The sequence below is a fragment of the Streptomyces sp. NBC_01433 genome (assembly GCF_026340105.1).
Taxonomy (GTDB): Bacteria; Actinomycetota; Actinomycetes; order Streptomycetales; family Streptomycetaceae; genus Streptomyces.
In genome coordinates, this window is the sequence record NZ_JAPEPM010000001.1 from 4,457,614 (window position 1) to 4,473,580 (window position 15,967).

Genomic DNA, 15,967 nt, shown 5'->3' on the forward strand with positions numbered 1-15,967 from the left:
AGCAGCACCTGTATGACCCACAACTGGAGCAAGTGATGTCCCTTCGACGCCGCGGCACCGCCGCAGTCGGCCTGGCAGTGGCCGCCGCCCTCTCCCTCTCCGCCTGCGGGAGCGGCGACGCCGGTTCGAGCGACTCGGCCAAGACCGACGCCGGTGGCGACAAGAAGGCGGCCGTCGCCACCGGCGGCAAGGACTTCGGCGACGCGGCGAAGAAGACGGCGGAGTACGGGACGGACGCCAAGGCCGGAGAGTTCCCCCGTACCCTCACCCACGCCATGGGCAAGACGGAGCTCAAGTCCGCCCCGAAGCGCGTCGTCGTCCTGGACGTCGGCGAGTTCGACAACGTGGTCTCGCTCGGTGTGAAGCCGGTCGGTTTCGCCCCCTCCGAGGGCGACGCGGCCATCCCGTCGTACCTGAAGAAGGACGCGGGCAGCCCCAAGAACGTCGGCACGATCAACAACCTCAACCTTGAGGCCATCGCGGGCCTCAAGCCGGACCTGATCCTCGGCAGCCAGCTGCGCGCCGCGGACAAGTACGACGAGTTGTCCAAGATCGCGCCGACCGTGTTCTCCATCCGTCCGGGCTTCACCTGGAAGGAGAACTACCTCCTCAACGCCGAGGCGCTGGACCGGACCGCGCAGGCGAAGACCGAGCTGGCCGCCTACGAGGCGAAGGCCAAGAAGCTCGGCACGGACATCGGCCCGAACAAGCCGACCATCTCCATGGTCCGCTACCTGCCGGACAAGATCCGGCTGTACGCCAAGGCGTCCTTCATCGGCACGATCCTTGAGGACACCGGCCTGCCGCGGCCCAAGAACCAGCAGATCGACGACCTCGCCGCGGAGATCAGCCCGGAGAAGATCGACGAGGCGGACGCGGACTGGATCTTCACCGGTGTGTACGGGGACGTGAAGGCCACCAAGCGCGACACCGCCCAGTCCAACCCGCTGTGGAAGAACCTCAAGGCGGTCAAGGCCGGACAGGCCAAGGACGTCTCCGACGAGACCTGGTACCTCGGCCTCGGCGTCACCTCGGCGAACCTGGTCCTCGACGACCTGCGCGCCGACCTCGTCAAGTAACCGGCCGCGGAGCGATGTGACGTAACGACGTGACGTAACGACGTGACGTAACGACGCGTGTCCGGTCGCCGGTCCTGGTGCACAGGTCCGGCGGCCATGGACGCCGGGGCACGGGGGACAGGTAGCCTTTCCCCCGTGCCCCGTCTGTCTGAAGTCATCGCCGCACTCGACGCCCTCTGGCCCCCCGAGCGGGCCGAGGGATGGGACGCGGTCGGAACGGTCTGCGGCGATCCGGCGGCGGAGGTCGACCGGGTGCTGTTCGCCGTCGACCCGGTGCGGGAGATCGCCGACGAGGCCCTGACCCTCGGCGCCCAGCTGATCGTCACCCATCACCCGCTCTATCTGCGGGGTACGACGACGGTCGCCGCCGATACCTTCAAGGGCCGGGTCGTGCACACCCTCATCAAGCACGACATCGCGCTGCACGTCGCGCACACCAACGCGGACACCGCCGACCCCGGCGTCTCCGACGCCCTGGCCGGCGCCCTCGACCTGCGCGTCACGGGCCCCCTCGTACCGGACCCGGCCGACCCCGAGGGCCGCCGCGGGCTCGGCCGGATCTGTGAACTCGACCACCCCGAGACCCTCGGCGCCTTCGCCGCCCGCGCCGCCGCCCGGCTGCCCGCCACCGCGCAGGGCATCCGGCTGGCCGGCGACCCGGAGGCGCTCGTCCGCACCGTCGCGGTCAGCGGCGGCTCCGGCGACAGCCTCTTCGACGCGGTCCGCGCCGCGGGCGTCGACGCCTACCTGACCGCCGACCTGCGCCACCACCCGGCCTCCGAGGCCGTCCAGCACTCACCGCTCGGCCTGGTCGACGCCGCGCACTGGGCCACCGAATGGCCCTGGTGCGAGCAGGCCGCCGCGCAGCTCGACGCGATTTCCGACCGCCACGGATGGGACCTGCGGGTCCATGTCTCGAAGCAGGTCACCGACCCCTGGACCACCCACCATTCCTCTGGAGCCCCCAACTGAACGCCGCGCCCGCCGACCAGATCCGACTTCTCGACGTCCAGGCCCTCGACGTACGTCTCTCCCAGCTCGCCCACAAGAGCAGGTCGCTGCCCGAGCACGCCGAGATCGAGTCGCTCAGCAGCGACCTCGCCCAGCTGCGTGACCTGCTGGTCGCCTCCCAGACCGAGGAGAGCGACACCACCCGCGAGCAGACCAAGGCGGAGCAGGACGTGGACCAGGTGCGCCAGCGCGCCGTCCGCGACCAGCAGCGGCTGGACTCCGGCGCGGTGTCCTCGCCCAAGGACCTGGAGAGCCTCCAGCGGGAGCTCACCTCGCTGGCCAAGCGCCAGGGCGACCTGGAGGACGTCGTGCTCGAAATCATGGAGCGCCGCGAGTCCGCCCAGGAGCGGGTCACCGAGCTGACCGCGCGGGTCTCGGCCGTCCAGGCCAAGGTCGACGACGCGACCGCCCGCCGGGACGCCGCGACGAAGGAGCTGGACGACGAGGCGGCCGGTATCGCCAAGGACCGCGAGGTCGTCGCCGAGATCATCCCCGCCGACCTGCTGAAGCTGTACGACAAGCTCCGCGCCCAGCAGGGCGGGGTCGGCGCCGCCCGGCTCTACCAGCGCCGCTGCGAGGGCTGCCGTCTCGAACTGAACATCACCGAGGTCAACGACGTGAAGGCCGCGTCGCCCGACACGGTGCTGCGCTGCGAGAACTGCCACCGCATCCTGGTGCGCACCTCGGAGTCGGGCCTGTAATGACCGCTGTCCGCCGGCTTGTCATGGAGGCCGACGGCGGTTCCCGGGGCAACCCGGGGCCCGCCGGTTACGGTGCCGTCGTCATCGACCCGGTGACCGGCGAGACGCTCGCCGAGGCCGCCGAGTACATCGGCGTCGCGACGAACAACGTCGCCGAGTACCGGGGCCTGATCGCCGGTCTGGAGGCAGCGAAGGCGCTGTTCCCGGACGCGCCGGACGGCTCCGTCCAGGTGGCGGTCCGGATGGACTCCAAGCTGGTGGTCGAGCAGATGTCGGGGCGCTGGAAGATCAAGCACCCCGACATGAAGCCGCTCGCGGCGCGGGCCGCCGGGATCCTTCCGGCCTCCTCCGTCACGTACGAGTGGATCCCGCGCGCGCGGAACAAGCACGCGGACCGGCTCGCCAACGAGGCGATGGACGCGGGCAGACGGGGCGAGCGGTGGGAGCCGTCGTCCTCGACGGCGGACCTGGACACCCCCCGTTCCCGTGACCCGCTCGACCTGCCCGCGGCGTCGGGCCCGCCCGGCGACGCGGCGGCCGGTGCGGCGAAGGCCCGCGCGGCCCTGGCCGGGGCCCGCGCCCAGGCCCCGGCGGCCACGGTCCGCAACGGGGCGGCACAGCCCCCGGCAGCGGCGGCCCGCAACGGGGCAGCTCAACTCCCGGCGGCCACGGCCTCCGCACGGGACCCCGCCGCCACGCCGCAGGTCGGCTGGGGCGTCGCCCCCGACCTGGGCGAGCCCGCCACGTTCGTCCTGCTGCGGCACGGTGAGACCGCCCTCACCCCCGAGAAGCGGTTCTCCGGCAGCGGCGGCACCGACCCCGAGCTCTCCGCCACCGGCCGGGACCAGGCTGCCCGTGCCGCCGAGCACTTCGCCGCACGGGGCACGATCCAGGAGATCGTCAGCTCACCCCTGCGCCGCTGCCGCGAGACCGCCGCGGCGGTCGCCGCCCGCCTCGGCCTGGAGGTCCGGGTCGAGGACGGTCTGCGCGAGACGGACTTCGGCGCCTGGGAGGGTCTGACGTTCGCCGAGGTACGTGAGCGCCACGGCGAGGACCTCACCACCTGGCTGACCTCGCCGGAAGCGGCCCCGACCGGCGGTGGCGAGAGCTTCGTCGAGGTCGCCGAGCGGGTCGCGGCCGCGCGCGACGGCCTGATCGCCCGCTACGCGGGCCGTACGGTGCTCGCCGTCACCCATGTCACCCCGATCAAGACCCTGATCAGGCTGGCCCTGGAGGCCCCGCCGCGGTCCATGTTCCGCATGGAGCTCTCGGCGGCGTCGATCTCGACGGTGGCCTACTACGGGGACGGCAACGCGTCCGTACGCCTGCTCAACGACACCTCGCACCTGCGCTGAGGGCTGTCCCCGGCGTTCAGCCGCGAGGGCCGCGGCCTCAGCCGCGCAGCGTCGCCCGGGTGCAGCGCCGCCTGGGCGCTCAGCCGCGCGGCGCCGCCGCGCTCAGCCGTACGGGGTTGCGTCCTCAGCCGCGCAGGGCCGCCGCCTCGGCCGCCAGCCGCTCCACCCGGGCCCAGTCCTTCGCCGCCACCGCGTCGCCGGGGACCATCCAACTGCCGCCCACGCAGCCGACGTTGGGCAGGGCCAGATAGGTGGGGGCGGAGGCGAGGGAGATCCCGCCGGTGGGGCAGAAGCGGGCCTGGGGGAGCGGTGCGGACAGGGCCTTCAGATAGGCCGTGCCGCCCGCCGCCTCGGCCGGGAAGAACTTCATCTCCGTGACCCCGCGCTCCAGCAGTGCGACGACCTCGGAGGTCGTGGAGACGCCCGGCAGGAACGGCAGCCCCGACGCCTTCATCGCGTCCAGCAGCGCGTCCGTCCACCCCGGGCTGACCAGGAAGCGGGCCCCGGCGGCGACCGTGTCGGTCACGTTGCGCGCGGAGATCACCGTGCCCGCGCCCACGACCGCCCCCGGGACCTCCGCGGCGATGGCCCGGATCGCGTCGAGCGCGGCGGCCGTCCGCAGCGTCACCTCGATGGCCGGGAGCCCGCCCGCGACCAGGGCCCGCGCCAGCGGCACCGCGTCGGCGGCGTCGTCGAGGACGACGACGGGCACGACAGGTGCGAGGTCCAGCACGGAGGCGGACGGGGCGGCGGGGGCGGCGGAGGGCGCGGAGGAGGTCATGGGGTCATCCTGCGCGCACCCAGCGTTCTATGCAACGAGCGTTGCGCATGATGCAACGACATGGTTCTCATGGCATGGTCCTGGGGGCGGTCAGTGAATCTCCGTCACCACGACGTCGAGCGCCCACGCCTGCCCGGCCCGAGCGGGGGCCGCGGCCTCGACGACGTACCCGAGATCCCGCAGCACCTCCACCAGTTGGGCCGGGCCCTTCGGCCGCGCGCCCGCCACGAGCAGGTCGCGGACGATACGGCCCTTGGTCGCCTTGTTGAAGTGGCTGACCACGGACCGCTTCTCGACCCCGTTCACCAGCTGGGAGTGGAGCACCCGCACGCTCGCCGTGCGCGCGGCTACCTCGCCCTTCGGCTTCCACGCGGCGGTGTACGCGGACGACCGCAGATCCAGGACGAGCCCGTCCCCGGCGGCCTCCGGCATGACCGCGTCCATCGGAGCGCGCCAGAACCCGCCGAGAGCGCCGAGGCCCGGCAGCTTCACTCCCATCGAGCAGCGGTACGAGGGAATCCGGTCGCCCACCCGCACCGCGCCCCACAGCCCGGAGAAGACCAGCAGCGACTTTCCGGCCCGCCGCCGGGCCGCCGCGTCCAGCGACGCCAGGTCGAGCGCGTCGTACAGCACGCCCGTGTAGACCTGCCCGGCCGGACGGGTGCCGGCCGTACGCAGCTCCACGTTCTTCGCGATCTCGCCCCGCAGCCCCTCGCTCAGCCCGAGCACCTCACGGGCCTTCTCCTCGTCCGCCAGGCACAGCTCGACCAGCTCGTCGAGGACCGCCGCCCGCGCGTCGGCCAGGCCCGGCAGCGACAGGGACTCCGGCTTCAGGGGTGCTCCGCGCCCCGAGGCGGCCTTTCCTTCGGAGGGCGGCAACAGCACGAGCACGGCGGTTCTCCTTCGTACGCAAGCAGAGGACCCCGGCCTGCGCGCAGGGCCCTCGGCAAGGGTACGGGGCGCGGCCACGCCCACGGGGACACGGAACGACGACCGCCCTCGCGCCTCGGGAACCTCCGGCCGCGGGCTCCGCCGTACCTCCGGGATGCCGGTTGTCCCGCCCCGCCATACGCTCGGTCCATGCCCCGCCGCCATCTCCATATGACCGGAGCGGCCGACACCGCGCTGGGGACCGCTCTGCGTGCCCTGCGCACCGAGCTCGGCGTCCCCGGGAAGTTCCCCGCCGATGTGCTGGCCGAGGCCGGGCGGGTGGCGAAGGACCCGGATGTGTCGGCGCACGAGGACGCGACGGACCTGCCGTTCCTCACGATCGACCCGCCCACGTCCGCCGACCTCGACCAGGCGATGTACCTGGAACGCCGCAAGCACGGCTTCCGGGTGCACTACGCCATCGCGGACGTCGCCGCGTTCGTCCGGCCCGGCGGCGCGCTGGATGCCGAGGCCCACCGCCGGGTGACGACGCTCTACTTCCCCGACGGCAAGGTGCCGTTGCACCCCACGCCGCTCTCGGAGGGCGCCGCGAGCCTCCTGCCGGGGGAGACCCGCCCCGCCGTGCTCTGGCGGATCGACCTCGACACGGAGGGGCGCGCCGTCGGCACGGAGGTGCGCCGGGCTCTCGTACGCAGCCGGGTCAAGCTCGACTACGAGGAAGCCCAGCGACAGATCGACCGGGGCACGGCCGAGGAACCCCTCGCCCTGCTCAAGGACATCGGGCGGCTGCGCGAGGAGCGGGAGATCGCACGCGGCGGCATCTCGCTCAATGTGCCCGAGCAGGAGATCGTCGAGCACGCGGGAAGCTACGGCCTCAAGTACCGCGTTCCGCTGCCCGCCGACGGCTGGAACGCCCAGATCTCCCTGCTCACCGGCATGGCCGCCGCCCGGCTCATGACCGAGGCGGGCACCGGCATCCTCCGCACGCTGCCGGTCGCCCCGGACGGTGCCGTGGCCCGGCTGCGGCTGTCCGCCCAGGCGCTGCGCATCGACTGGCCGCATCACGTTCCGTACGCCGAGGTCGTCCGCTCCCTCGACCCGAGGAAGGGCAACCACGCCGCGTTCCTCCAGGAGTGCACCACGCTGCTGCGTGGCGCCGGATACTCGGTCTTCGAGCACGGCGAACTGCCCACGCCCGCCGTCCACGCCGCCGTCGCCGAGCTCTACACCCACTGCACCGCGCCCCTGCGCCGGCTCGTCGACCGGTACGCGGCCGAACTCTGCCTGGCGGCGGTCGAGGGACACGAGCCGCCGGACTGGGTACGGGAGGCACTCCCCGCCCTCCCGAAGGAGATGGCCGACGGCACGCGCCGCGCCAACACCGTGGAACGCGGCTGCGTCGACCTGGTCGAGGCGGCGCTGCTCAAGGACCGGATCGGCCAGATCTTCGAGGCGTACGTCATCGACGTGAAGGACCACGAACCGGCCGTCGGCACCGTCCACATCGACGACCCGGCGATCGTGGCCCGCATCGAGGGCGGCACCGCAAGCCTCCCGCTGGGGGAACGCCTGCGCGTCCGGCTCACCCAGGCGGACCCGGGCTCGGCGAAGGTCCTGTTCGCCCCCGCGTGAGGGCGGCGACCGCGGTACGCGGGTCGTCGGCGTGGAAGCGGAGCGTGCGGACGAGGCCCCGCCCACCGAGCGGCCGCACGAACCCCGTGGGTTGCGTCAGCTCCACCGTCACCGTCGTCTGACCGCCGACCCCGATGTCGAGCGCTCCGTCCGGGTGCAGTTGGACCGGTCGGCCTTCGCAGTGGCGTCGCTCGATCCGAGCGGCGGCGACCGTGGCGGCGGGAACCCGGAGGTCGAACAGCCCTCCGTAGCGCACGCGCAGCGACCCGTCGGGGTCCACCACGTGCGGCCGGGTCACGCAGGCCGCGTGGAGGCCGAGGACCAGCAGCACGCCGTAGACGCCCAGGACGAGCAGGACGGCGTGCACGAGGGGCCAGGGGATCACCAGGGCCAACAGTGCGGTCTCGACCAGGGAGACGAGGGCCAGCCCGCACAGCGTCGCCGTCTGCGGCCCGGTGTACCGGACGGCGAGTGCGCCTTCGGGCACCTGGTGGCGGCGCCGCAGGACCCACATACCGAGACTGTGCAGGGCCCGGACCTCATGGGCGAGGAGGCGACGTACGACGACGGGCACGGCGGCGCGGAGCGCGTCGCGCAGGGCGTCCCGGCGACCGGAACCCGTCCGGCGCGCGGCGGCGTAGAGCCGGTACAGGACACAGAACTCCAGGGTGAGCGCGGTGAGCATCAGAACCTCGCCCGCGAGGAGGAGCGGGAGCGGTAAGCGGACCCCGGCCACCCAGCAGACCAGAAGAGCCAGCTCGGCCGGAAGCGCTGCACAGGCGGCGGTCCCGGCGGCCCGCGGGTTCATGGCGTCCGTCCGTTCGCGCTGGCCACCAGTGCCGTCATCACCCGGCGCACCACCTCGGCCCGCGCGGGCGGGTATGCGGCCAGGAGTGCCTGGCCGAATCCGGGCGCGACCGGCCCCTCGCAGGGGACCGCTGCCAGCACTTCGTCCGGTACGGCGGCGGCCAGACCCGCGGCCAACGGGGCGATCCGGGGATCGTCCGGGGCGGCCTCCGTCAACTCGTCCAGCCGCTCGTACAACGCGAGGACGGCAGGGTCCCCGGTGAGCGGCCGAAGTGCCGCGTACACCTCGTCCCCAACGCCTGCCGCGTCCAGCAGGGCGAGGTGTTCACGGTCCCTGGCGGCGGCGGGGGAGCCAACGGGGGACGCGTCGCCGAGGAACCCGGCGAGCGCGAGCGAGGCGTGCTCGCCGGGGGGCCCGTCGAGGAGTGCCGCCAGCCGGTGGCGGCGCTCCTGGATCGCGCGTTCCTGACGGGCCGGCTCGGCGTCCAGTTCGCCGAGTACCTCGGAGAGTTCGCGTCCGGCGTCGTCGGCGAGGACGTCGCGCACCTCGTCCAGAGCGAGCCCCAGCTCGGTGAGCCGACGGATCCTGGCCAGCCGTACGGCGTCACGGACGCTGTAGGCGCGGTAGCCGTTGGCCCGGCGTGCGGGCTCCGGCAGCAGGCCGATGTGGTGGTAGTGCCGGACGGCCCGGGAGGTGACTCCGACGAGCGCGGCGAACTCTCCGATGCGCATGGGGCCAGTAGAAACCCCGACGCTGCGGCAAGGTCAAGCGCCCGGACGTGGCGGGCTAACGATGTTAGCCATGTGTGCCGGTCGTCAACCGCGGCGGGACCGCAGGCATCTTCCCGTCGGCCGTCTTCATCGCCTCCGATCTGACGATGCTCGCCGGTGACGCCCGCGGCGACTCCCGCGGTCAGCTCCAGGCCCGCGCCGTGCCGTACGGCAACACCGTGCACCGGCCCCTGATCCCGCTCGCGCCGCTGGTGGCGTACCCCTTCGTGCCGCTGACCCGGCGGGCGCCGATTCCGGCGGCCCGGTGCGGTCGGCCCGCTCATATCTCGTACGATCGCGCCTTCGGCTACGGACTGCGTACCAAGGAAGGCTTACCGCGTGACTGACCTCGCCACCGGACCCGCGATCGGCCGACCCCGGCAGATCATCGCCGCCGCCCGTGCGCTCCTGGAGGAGGAGGGCCCCGAAGCCCTCACGATGCGGCGGCTGGCCGACCGGGTGGGGATCAAGGCGCCTTCCCTGTACAAGCACTTCCCCGACAAGTCCTGTGTGGTGACCGCTCTGGCGGGCGAGATGCTCCAGGAGACGGCCGACGTCCTGGAGGCCGCGGAGAAGGCGACGCCCGGCTCCTTTCCGGTACTCGCCGACGCGTACCGGACCTACGCCCTGGCCCACCCCCACCTCTATCTCCTCGCCACCGGCCGCCGACCGGACCGCGCCGCCATCGCCACGGGGGCGGAGGCCGCCGCGGCGGCCCCGCTCCTGCGGGCCGTCGGCGGTGACGAGAGCCGGGCCAGGGCGGCCTGGGCCTTCGCGCACGGCATGGTCGTCCTGGAACTCAACGGCCGCTTTCCGTCGGGGGCCGACCTCGCGGCGGCCTGGACCACCGGCATCGCGGCCTTCGCCTGAGTGATCTCCGAGCGGCCTCCGAGCGATTTCCAGTGATTTCCGAGCGGTCTCCGTCCGGGCGTCCGTCGTCCGACCCGTCTGCCGTCCGACCCGTCCGTCCGGCCCGGTAGCATGGTCACCACGGCAGACGAGCCGGGCGGACGGCCGCGTGGGGATCTTCGGATTCTCCCGAGGAACGTCCGGGCTCCACAGGGCAGGGTGGTGGCTAACGGCCACCCGGGGTGACCCGCGGGACAGTGCCACAGAAAACAGACCGCCCGGGACCTCGGTCCCGGGTAAGGGTGAAACGGTGGTGTAAGAGACCACCAGCGCCTGAGGTGACTCAGGCGGCTAGGTAAACCCCACCCGGAGCAAGGTCAAGAGGGGCCGTCGCAAGACGGCCTGCGCGAACGTTCGAGGGCTGCTCGCCCGAGTTTGCGGGTAGACCGCACGAGACCGGCAGCAATGCCGGTCCTAGATGGATGGCCGTCTCCCCGGCCGCCGCGAGGCGACCGGGTGACAGAACCCGGCGTACAGGTCGACTCGTCTCTCGCCCTCGTCCCCGCAAGGGGGCGGGGGGCCGTGCATAGGGCCTCTGACCAGGGAGTTTCCTTGGTCAGAGGCCCTTTTGTATGTCTAGACGGTGGCCGCTGCACACCCCGGTACGTACCGGCTGAAACGGGTCCGTGTGGCTACGTACGTAGCCATGAAAGTAGCCATGAGAAGTGAGGCCGGAGATGAGCGGCGGCGCGGTCGGGGCTGGGTAGACAGCCTCTGTCCTGGGCCGTTTGGGTGACCTACCGGCCGGGGGCGAGCACGCCGTCAAGCCGCTTCCAGTCTGTACCTCTCAGATAGCTCTGCTCCGCTAGGCAGAGGCCCCAACCAACCAGTGGCAGCCCGGCTCAGCTGCCTGAGCCCCACCGACGAGTGCCGATGCCGGCGGTCCCGAGACGGCGCGGCGCGGCTATGGGGGCCCAAAGCGGCAGCGGGGCTGAGGCCGGTTGTCGGCCTCAGCCCCGCTGAGGTTCGTCGTCCGCCGTCGCCTCTACGAGGGAGCGGCAGTGGGAGAAGTGGTGATCGTCATGCAGCGTTGCTCACGAGGGTCAGCTTCGGCCGCGCCGTCAGGCCGGCGGCTACGGCCCCGTGCGTGTCGGCGTGGTCTTTCAGGAGGTGGCTGTACGTGCGCCGAAGCTCGTCGACGGAGTCGCCCACCCACGCGGCCACGGTGTGCTCCGGTATCCCGTTCTGGAGGCACGTGCTGATGAAGGTGTGCCGAAGGTCGTGGAAGGTCGGTAGGTTCCCCTTCTCGTCCTTGATGCCCAGCTTCCGCAGTACGGGCTTCCACAGGTCGTCGTTGAAGTAGTTGCGGCACATCAGGTTGTCGCGCGGCGTCCAGAACAGTGCTCGTGCCGAGCCGCGCTTACAGTCGTCGATCTTCTTCCTGTGTTCCCACAGCACGGTCTCCGTGACCCGAGGTGGGAAGCGCTCCGTGTGCTCCACCATCGCCTCCACTAGGTAGGAAGGCATCGGCACCTCTTTCGTGCTGATGCGGGGGCTCGTCTTCAAGCGGTCCACCAGGAGGCGTCTGTGGCGGGTTTCCTTGGTCTTGAGGACCTGCCGTCGCACAGTGAGGACGCTTCGGCTCAAGTCGAAGACGTCATCGCACACGCCGAACACTTCCGCCTGCCGGGCGCCACAGGCGAAGCCGATCATGGGGATCAAGCGGTAGCGCTCAGGGAACGTGTCGTAGATCGCCCAGCACTCGTCCGGGCTGAAGACGTACGACGTCGTTTCGCCTACGTAGGGGCCGTCGACCTCGTAGGTCGGGTTGGAGGCGATCTTCCCGTTCTGTTGAGCGTCCTTCATGATCATCTGGAAAACCTTCCAGTGACCCTCTCCCGTGGAGTTGGCGACGCTCTCGTTGTCCTCCATCTCCTGGACCCACGCTTCGACTTGGGCCTTCTTGATTGATCTGAGACGCTGCCGGCCCCAGCGTGGATTGAGGTGCACGCGGATGGCTATCTCGTACTTCTCCAGGCTGGTTTCCTTCACCCGACGTCTGCTGAGCCAGTCAGCAGCCCACTGCCGGAAGGCCAGGTTCGTCTCCACGGGTTCTGGGTCCACGCCCGGGGTCATCCCGTCGAGGACTGCCTGAGCCTGGGCCTGCGTTAGGCCGACGGACTCGGGAATCGTCGCTCGCGTGCGCTTGCCCTCGTTACTTGTGCGGTTGTAGGCCCAACTATGGCTACATCCGCCCTTCTTGGGCCTGTTCTGGTCGGGGCAGTCGCACCGCTTGTAGACAGTGGGCTTGCGTGCCACGGGACGCCTTTCGCGATCTCGGTCGAAGCTCAGATGACTCCCTGGCCAGGGAAGTTGGACTGTACGTAGGAGCATCCATGGCTGGTCAAGCCGACGATCGGGCGGCGGAACGGTCGTCGCCGGGCCCTCAATTCGCGGGAACGTGCCTACGTTGGCGCGCGGGATTTACTCCGTGCGCGCGTCAACCCAAGCTTCGAAATCGCGCTCTCGGACCCGGAGGATGCGGTCGCTTACGCGCACGATGGGGATGTCCCAGTTCCTGTAGTTGTCGAGCACGGTGCGCTTGGGGACTTCCATCCGCTCGGCAATCGTCTCGAAACTCAGCAATGCATTGGAGCCACCGCGAGGCATTTGCTTCCCTGTTCGCACGTAGGTGTCCCCCGGCGGACCGTTCCAGCCGGATGGAGCCGGTTGAGTTCAGTCCGGCACCGACAAGTACGTGGATCGTCGGAATTTGTTACACCCGGGGCGATGCGAGGCGTCTCGTGTGGCCCATGGGTTCTGGCCGTTACGGCTGCGTCGGGTGAGGGCTCGGACGGCGGGGGCCGGGGTAGATGCGCATGATCTGTTGGGTCGCTCCCTTGCCGTGGGTGCGTAGGACGCCGCGTCGTCGGCCTGCCCGCACGACGCTGGCGACGACGTCCTCGTCGAGTTCGGCGCGTGTCGCGGCTGCGCCGACGGAGATCCATTCGTCGAGCGGGAGGAGCATCAGCGTGCGGTCGGTGGGGTGTACGAGCGGGGGCATGGCCGTGGGCCTTCCACTTCGGGTCTGCGCGCCGGGTTGCTCTCCCAGCGCTGAGCGAACGATATACCACAGGCGACGGCGTGAGGCTCCCCCACCCGTCCGACGGATTCCGTAAATGGCCGGTTATGCTGCCTCAGCGTCGTACCGGAATGTATCCCTCCGCCTAGAGAGGTGGTCAAAGGGCCGTAGGCGGCGCTGTAGGGGACTAGGACAGCACCGGCTCTAGGGGGGATCTCACGCAGTGAGCGATATTGTGGAGGGCCTGGTCGTACGCGCAGCGGCAGGCGGGCAAGATGGACACGCCGCCCTCGCAGCGTTGTATGACGAACTCAACGACACCGTTTACAACTGGACGCGGTACTACATCCGGGACGGGCATGTCGCTGAGGACCTGAGCCAAGAGGTCTGGCTGAAAGTCTCCCAGAACGTCGGCAAGTACCGGCCAGGTACGAGCTTGAAAGCCTGGCTCCGCACGATCACGAAGAACACCGCGCTCGACTACCTACGATCCGTGCAGCGGCGCCCTTCCGAGGTGCTGTACGCCGATCACCTGGAGGTCGACCGGCCGCGCGTCGGCCAGAGCACAGAGGAGTACGCCGAAAGGCGCGCACTGGCTCAAGCGGTCGAAGCTCAGCTGCACAAACTGCGGCCCGAACAGCAGCAGGTCTTGGTCCTGCGATTCTTCGACGGGGAGAGTCCAGGGCGTGCGGCTGAGATCATGGGAAAGACGGACGGCGCCGTCCGTACGTTGACGGTGCGGTCACTGCGCAAGCTCGCCGAGGTCATGCCTGCCGGCGAGTCGTCGTCCCAGTTGATCGAAGAGCTGCTGACGGCAGCGGTAGACAGGGACAGAGTTGTCGGTACACGGGTTGAGACACGAGAGGTGAAGGCGCATGCCGCGACGCGCTGACCAGAGTGAGCGCCTGGAGCGGGCGCTGGACGGCGGACCCACCCCTCACGATGAGGAAACCCGCCTGTTGCTGGCCGCTGCGGGCACCCTGCGGCCCGGATCCCGGCGGAGCCCGGCACGGGTGCAGTCCGCCAAGGAGGCGATGCTCCGCGAGTATGAGCGTATGCAGAACCCCCAGGAGGCCCGCGAGGACGCTGGGACGGGCGACGGCTTGGACGACACGGAGATCCACCGCGAAGAAGTCGAGCTACCCGGCGGCGGCTCACTGGTCCTCACTGACATCGAGACCATCACCCCCGAGCGAGCTGAGAAGACAGCGGCCCGCATCGCGCGCATCCTCCAGAGCAGTGAAGATAAGGACCGGCTGAAGTGAGCAGCGCCATACGAGGCGGCCTGACCTCGCAGGAGCGGCCGTGACCTCCGCCCTGCCGCCTATCAAGATTCACTTTCTCCACTCGGACGAGCAGGACGACGAGGTCCCGCTCACCGACGTGGGGGTGGTCAATATCGATGGTGAGCGCCACCTCTTCCTCGCTCCGCAGTCCTTCTACTCGGCCGTCCGGCAAATCAAGATCGCCATGCCAGACCTGACCGGCGAGCAGGTCGAGCGCCTAGTGCGTGACCACTGCGAGTTCAAGGACTTCGACGAGTTGCTGGCGCCACCCGTCGAGCACGCTCCCCTCGTCGACCTGCCGCCGCTTCCGCAGGAACCGCCCACTCCCGTGCGATCACGTGGACGTACGAAGAAATGGGCCATCGCCGCGGCCCTGCTGCCGGCGTTTGCTGGAACGTGGGCGCTGGGGCACGGCATGGGTGCCACTCCGGCTTCGTCCGCGACGAGCGCGCCCGACGCAGCCCTGGAAACCGAGTCCGACCGGCCGGTCAGCGATAACCAGAACCTGGGGCCGGAACCGTTCACCAACCCTGACTTCCTGGACTTCTCCACCGTGGGGAAGATCCACTGCAGCCCCATCGACAATCTGGAAGCGGAGTGCACTGACGCTGACGGGATGGTGATGGCAACCAAGGCCGCAACAGGGCCGGACAGCACCATCTTCACTTTCTCGTACGGGTCGGAACGTATCGGATTGCGTGTCTTCGGGACTGCCGAGTACGCCCGGACGTGGACGCAGCAGGACGGCTCCCGAGAGTTGTATCCCAACATGGTCCGTTCGGGCCGATACGTACTTTGGGGCACGGACGAGGCCCGGCTGCTTGAGTACGAAAACCTGCTGGTCGCTGCACCGGGGCCCACACCTGTCCAGTCCTCCGCCAACGTCTACGTGATGGGCGTAGCAGAGCCGCTGCCACCCCGTCTCGCGGCCCTGGCCTTTGGCACGCTGGGGCTCAACGAGTCCGAGGTCCACACGATCCTCTTCGACCCGCAGGACGCACCGGTCGACGCGCCGACACTTATGGCGGCCCGCGCCGTCTTGGGGGTGCAGGACGGGACGACTTCAGCCGTAGAGCCGGGCGAAGAAGACATCGTGGCCCTCGCAGCGGGACTGGAGGTGCCCCCGTACAGGGACGGGTCGGGCACGCCCATCACCTTGCCCGCCACCGACCCGGTAGCCGAGCCTCCGGAGGACGACGACACGTACGAGGAGTCGGAGCCGCCCGACCCGACTCCGAGTACGAAGCCGGAGGCACAGAAGACGTCGGAGCCGGAGAAGCCCGTGGCCCCCGCGCCGTCTCCGGAGCCCGAGCAGCCCACGGACCCAGCCCCTCCTGCGCCGACCGCTCCGGCCCCTGACCCCGCCGACCCTGCACCGGTCCCGGCCGATCCGACGCCACCGGTCAACGAGACACCAGACGAGCCGCAGGAGCCGGACCAGACCGAGGCACGACCTCCTACCGAGGAGCCGAACCAGACCGGGACACAGCCGCCCGGCTCCGATGCCGCCGACGAACCGCCGGTAACGGACCGGCCGAAACCTGAGCAGAACGACGACCAGGACGAGGGAGACGGTGAGCTGACGGCACTTCCGCCAGCCTGGATCGCCACGGCCGCGTAGCACGACGCGCCGCGCCGGAGATCACCTGCGCGGCGCGTTGCTGTGCCAGGACGGATCAGAACGGTGGCTCAGTAGCCCACTGGTCATCAGCCATCGGGCGC

16 protein-coding genes and 1 other RNA gene are annotated in these 15,967 nt (G+C 70.5%); 11 read left to right on the forward strand and 6 right to left on the reverse strand.

Annotated elements, in window-relative coordinates:
- The first annotated feature begins 35 nt into the window (after positions 1-35).
- From OG413_RS20055 to OG413_RS20070, 4 genes are all read left to right on the forward strand, one after another.
- On the forward strand, positions 36-1,079 hold the full coding sequence (locus tag OG413_RS20055; RefSeq protein ID WP_266807374.1) for an ABC transporter substrate-binding protein: 1,044 nt from the start codon (positions 36-38) through the stop codon (positions 1,077-1,079).
- A gap of 135 nt (positions 1,080-1,214) precedes the next feature.
- On the forward strand, positions 1,215-2,051 hold the full coding sequence (locus tag OG413_RS20060; protein WP_266807376.1) for a Nif3-like dinuclear metal center hexameric protein: 837 nt from the start codon (positions 1,215-1,217) through the stop codon (positions 2,049-2,051).
- A complete protein-coding gene (locus OG413_RS20065) occupies positions 2,048-2,791 on the forward strand; it encodes a zinc ribbon domain-containing protein (protein WP_266810263.1) in 744 nt (247 codons plus the stop codon). The genes OG413_RS20060 and OG413_RS20065 overlap by 4 nt, the downstream gene beginning before the upstream one ends.
- A complete protein-coding gene (locus OG413_RS20070; protein WP_266807378.1) occupies positions 2,791-4,146 on the forward strand; it encodes a bifunctional RNase H/acid phosphatase in 1,356 nt (451 codons plus the stop codon). The genes OG413_RS20065 and OG413_RS20070 overlap by 1 nt, the downstream gene beginning before the upstream one ends.
- Before the next feature lie 124 nt (positions 4,147-4,270).
- Here OG413_RS20070 and eda read toward each other — a convergent pair whose 3' ends face one another.
- On the reverse strand, positions 4,271-4,927 hold the full coding sequence (gene eda, locus OG413_RS20075) for a bifunctional 4-hydroxy-2-oxoglutarate aldolase/2-dehydro-3-deoxy-phosphogluconate aldolase (protein ID WP_266807380.1): 657 nt from the start codon (positions 4,925-4,927) through the stop codon (positions 4,271-4,273).
- A gap of 90 nt (positions 4,928-5,017) precedes the next feature.
- Positions 5,018-5,818 carry a peroxide stress protein YaaA gene (gene yaaA / locus OG413_RS20080; protein ID WP_266807382.1) on the reverse strand — a complete coding sequence of 267 codons (801 nt, stop codon included), beginning with the start codon at positions 5,816-5,818 and terminating at the stop codon, positions 5,018-5,020.
- 189 nt (positions 5,819-6,007) lie between these two features.
- On the opposite strand from yaaA, the gene OG413_RS20085 reads away from it, so the two are divergent.
- Positions 6,008-7,450 carry an RNB domain-containing ribonuclease gene (locus tag OG413_RS20085; RefSeq protein WP_266807384.1) on the forward strand — a complete coding sequence of 481 codons (1,443 nt, stop codon included), beginning with the start codon at positions 6,008-6,010 and terminating at the stop codon, positions 7,448-7,450.
- Here the strand turns inward: OG413_RS20085 and OG413_RS20090 are convergent.
- On the reverse strand, positions 7,401-8,258 hold the full coding sequence (locus tag OG413_RS20090; RefSeq protein WP_266807386.1) for a hypothetical protein: 858 nt from the start codon (positions 8,256-8,258) through the stop codon (positions 7,401-7,403). The genes OG413_RS20085 and OG413_RS20090 overlap by 50 nt on opposite strands.
- Positions 8,255-8,989: a MerR family transcriptional regulator gene (locus tag OG413_RS20095; protein WP_266807388.1), complete on the reverse strand. Its 735-nt coding sequence runs from the start codon at positions 8,987-8,989 to the stop codon at positions 8,255-8,257. The genes OG413_RS20090 and OG413_RS20095 overlap by 4 nt, the downstream gene beginning before the upstream one ends.
- Positions 8,990-9,063: 74 nt before the next feature.
- Here OG413_RS20095 and OG413_RS20100 point away from each other — a divergent pair, with 74 nt between their 5' ends.
- From OG413_RS20100 to rnpB, 3 genes are all read left to right on the forward strand, one after another.
- Entirely contained in the window at positions 9,064-9,375 is a 312-nt protein-coding gene (locus tag OG413_RS20100; protein ID WP_266807390.1) for a DUF4260 domain-containing protein, read from the forward strand.
- A complete protein-coding gene (locus OG413_RS20105) occupies positions 9,368-9,898 on the forward strand; it encodes a TetR/AcrR family transcriptional regulator (protein WP_266807392.1) in 531 nt (176 codons plus the stop codon). The genes OG413_RS20100 and OG413_RS20105 overlap by 8 nt, the downstream gene beginning before the upstream one ends.
- Before the next feature lie 128 nt (positions 9,899-10,026).
- Positions 10,027-10,427, forward strand: an RNA gene (rnpB, locus tag OG413_RS20110) — RNase P RNA component class A.
- A 530-nt stretch (positions 10,428-10,957) separates the two neighbouring features.
- Here rnpB and OG413_RS20115 read toward each other — a convergent pair.
- Both OG413_RS20115 and OG413_RS20120 read right to left on the reverse strand, forming a co-directional pair.
- The gene (locus OG413_RS20115) at positions 10,958-12,196 is read right to left on the reverse strand and encodes a tyrosine-type recombinase/integrase (RefSeq protein WP_266807394.1); all 1,239 of its coding nucleotides are present in this window, start codon (positions 12,194-12,196) and stop codon (positions 10,958-10,960) included.
- Positions 12,197-12,704: 508 nt separating this feature from the next.
- Positions 12,705-12,941 (reverse strand): hypothetical protein, encoded by a 237-nt coding sequence (locus OG413_RS20120; RefSeq protein ID WP_266807396.1) that lies wholly within the window; start codon positions 12,939-12,941, stop codon positions 12,705-12,707.
- 241 nt (positions 12,942-13,182) lie between these two features.
- Here OG413_RS20120 and OG413_RS20125 point away from each other — a divergent pair, with 241 nt between their 5' ends.
- The 3 genes from OG413_RS20125 to OG413_RS20135 are packed head-to-tail and all read left to right on the forward strand — an operon-like array spanning position 13,183 to position 15,866.
- Positions 13,183-13,851 (forward strand): RNA polymerase sigma factor, encoded by a 669-nt coding sequence (locus tag OG413_RS20125; RefSeq protein WP_266807398.1) that lies wholly within the window; start codon positions 13,183-13,185, stop codon positions 13,849-13,851.
- Positions 13,835-14,224, forward strand: a complete 390-nt coding sequence (locus OG413_RS20130) for a hypothetical protein (protein ID WP_266807400.1) — start codon at positions 13,835-13,837, stop codon at positions 14,222-14,224. The genes OG413_RS20125 and OG413_RS20130 overlap by 17 nt, the downstream gene beginning before the upstream one ends.
- Positions 14,225-14,264: 40 nt before the next feature.
- Positions 14,265-15,866 (forward strand): hypothetical protein, encoded by a 1,602-nt coding sequence (locus OG413_RS20135; protein WP_266807402.1) that lies wholly within the window; start codon positions 14,265-14,267, stop codon positions 15,864-15,866.
- Positions 15,867-15,967: the final 101 nt, after the last annotated feature.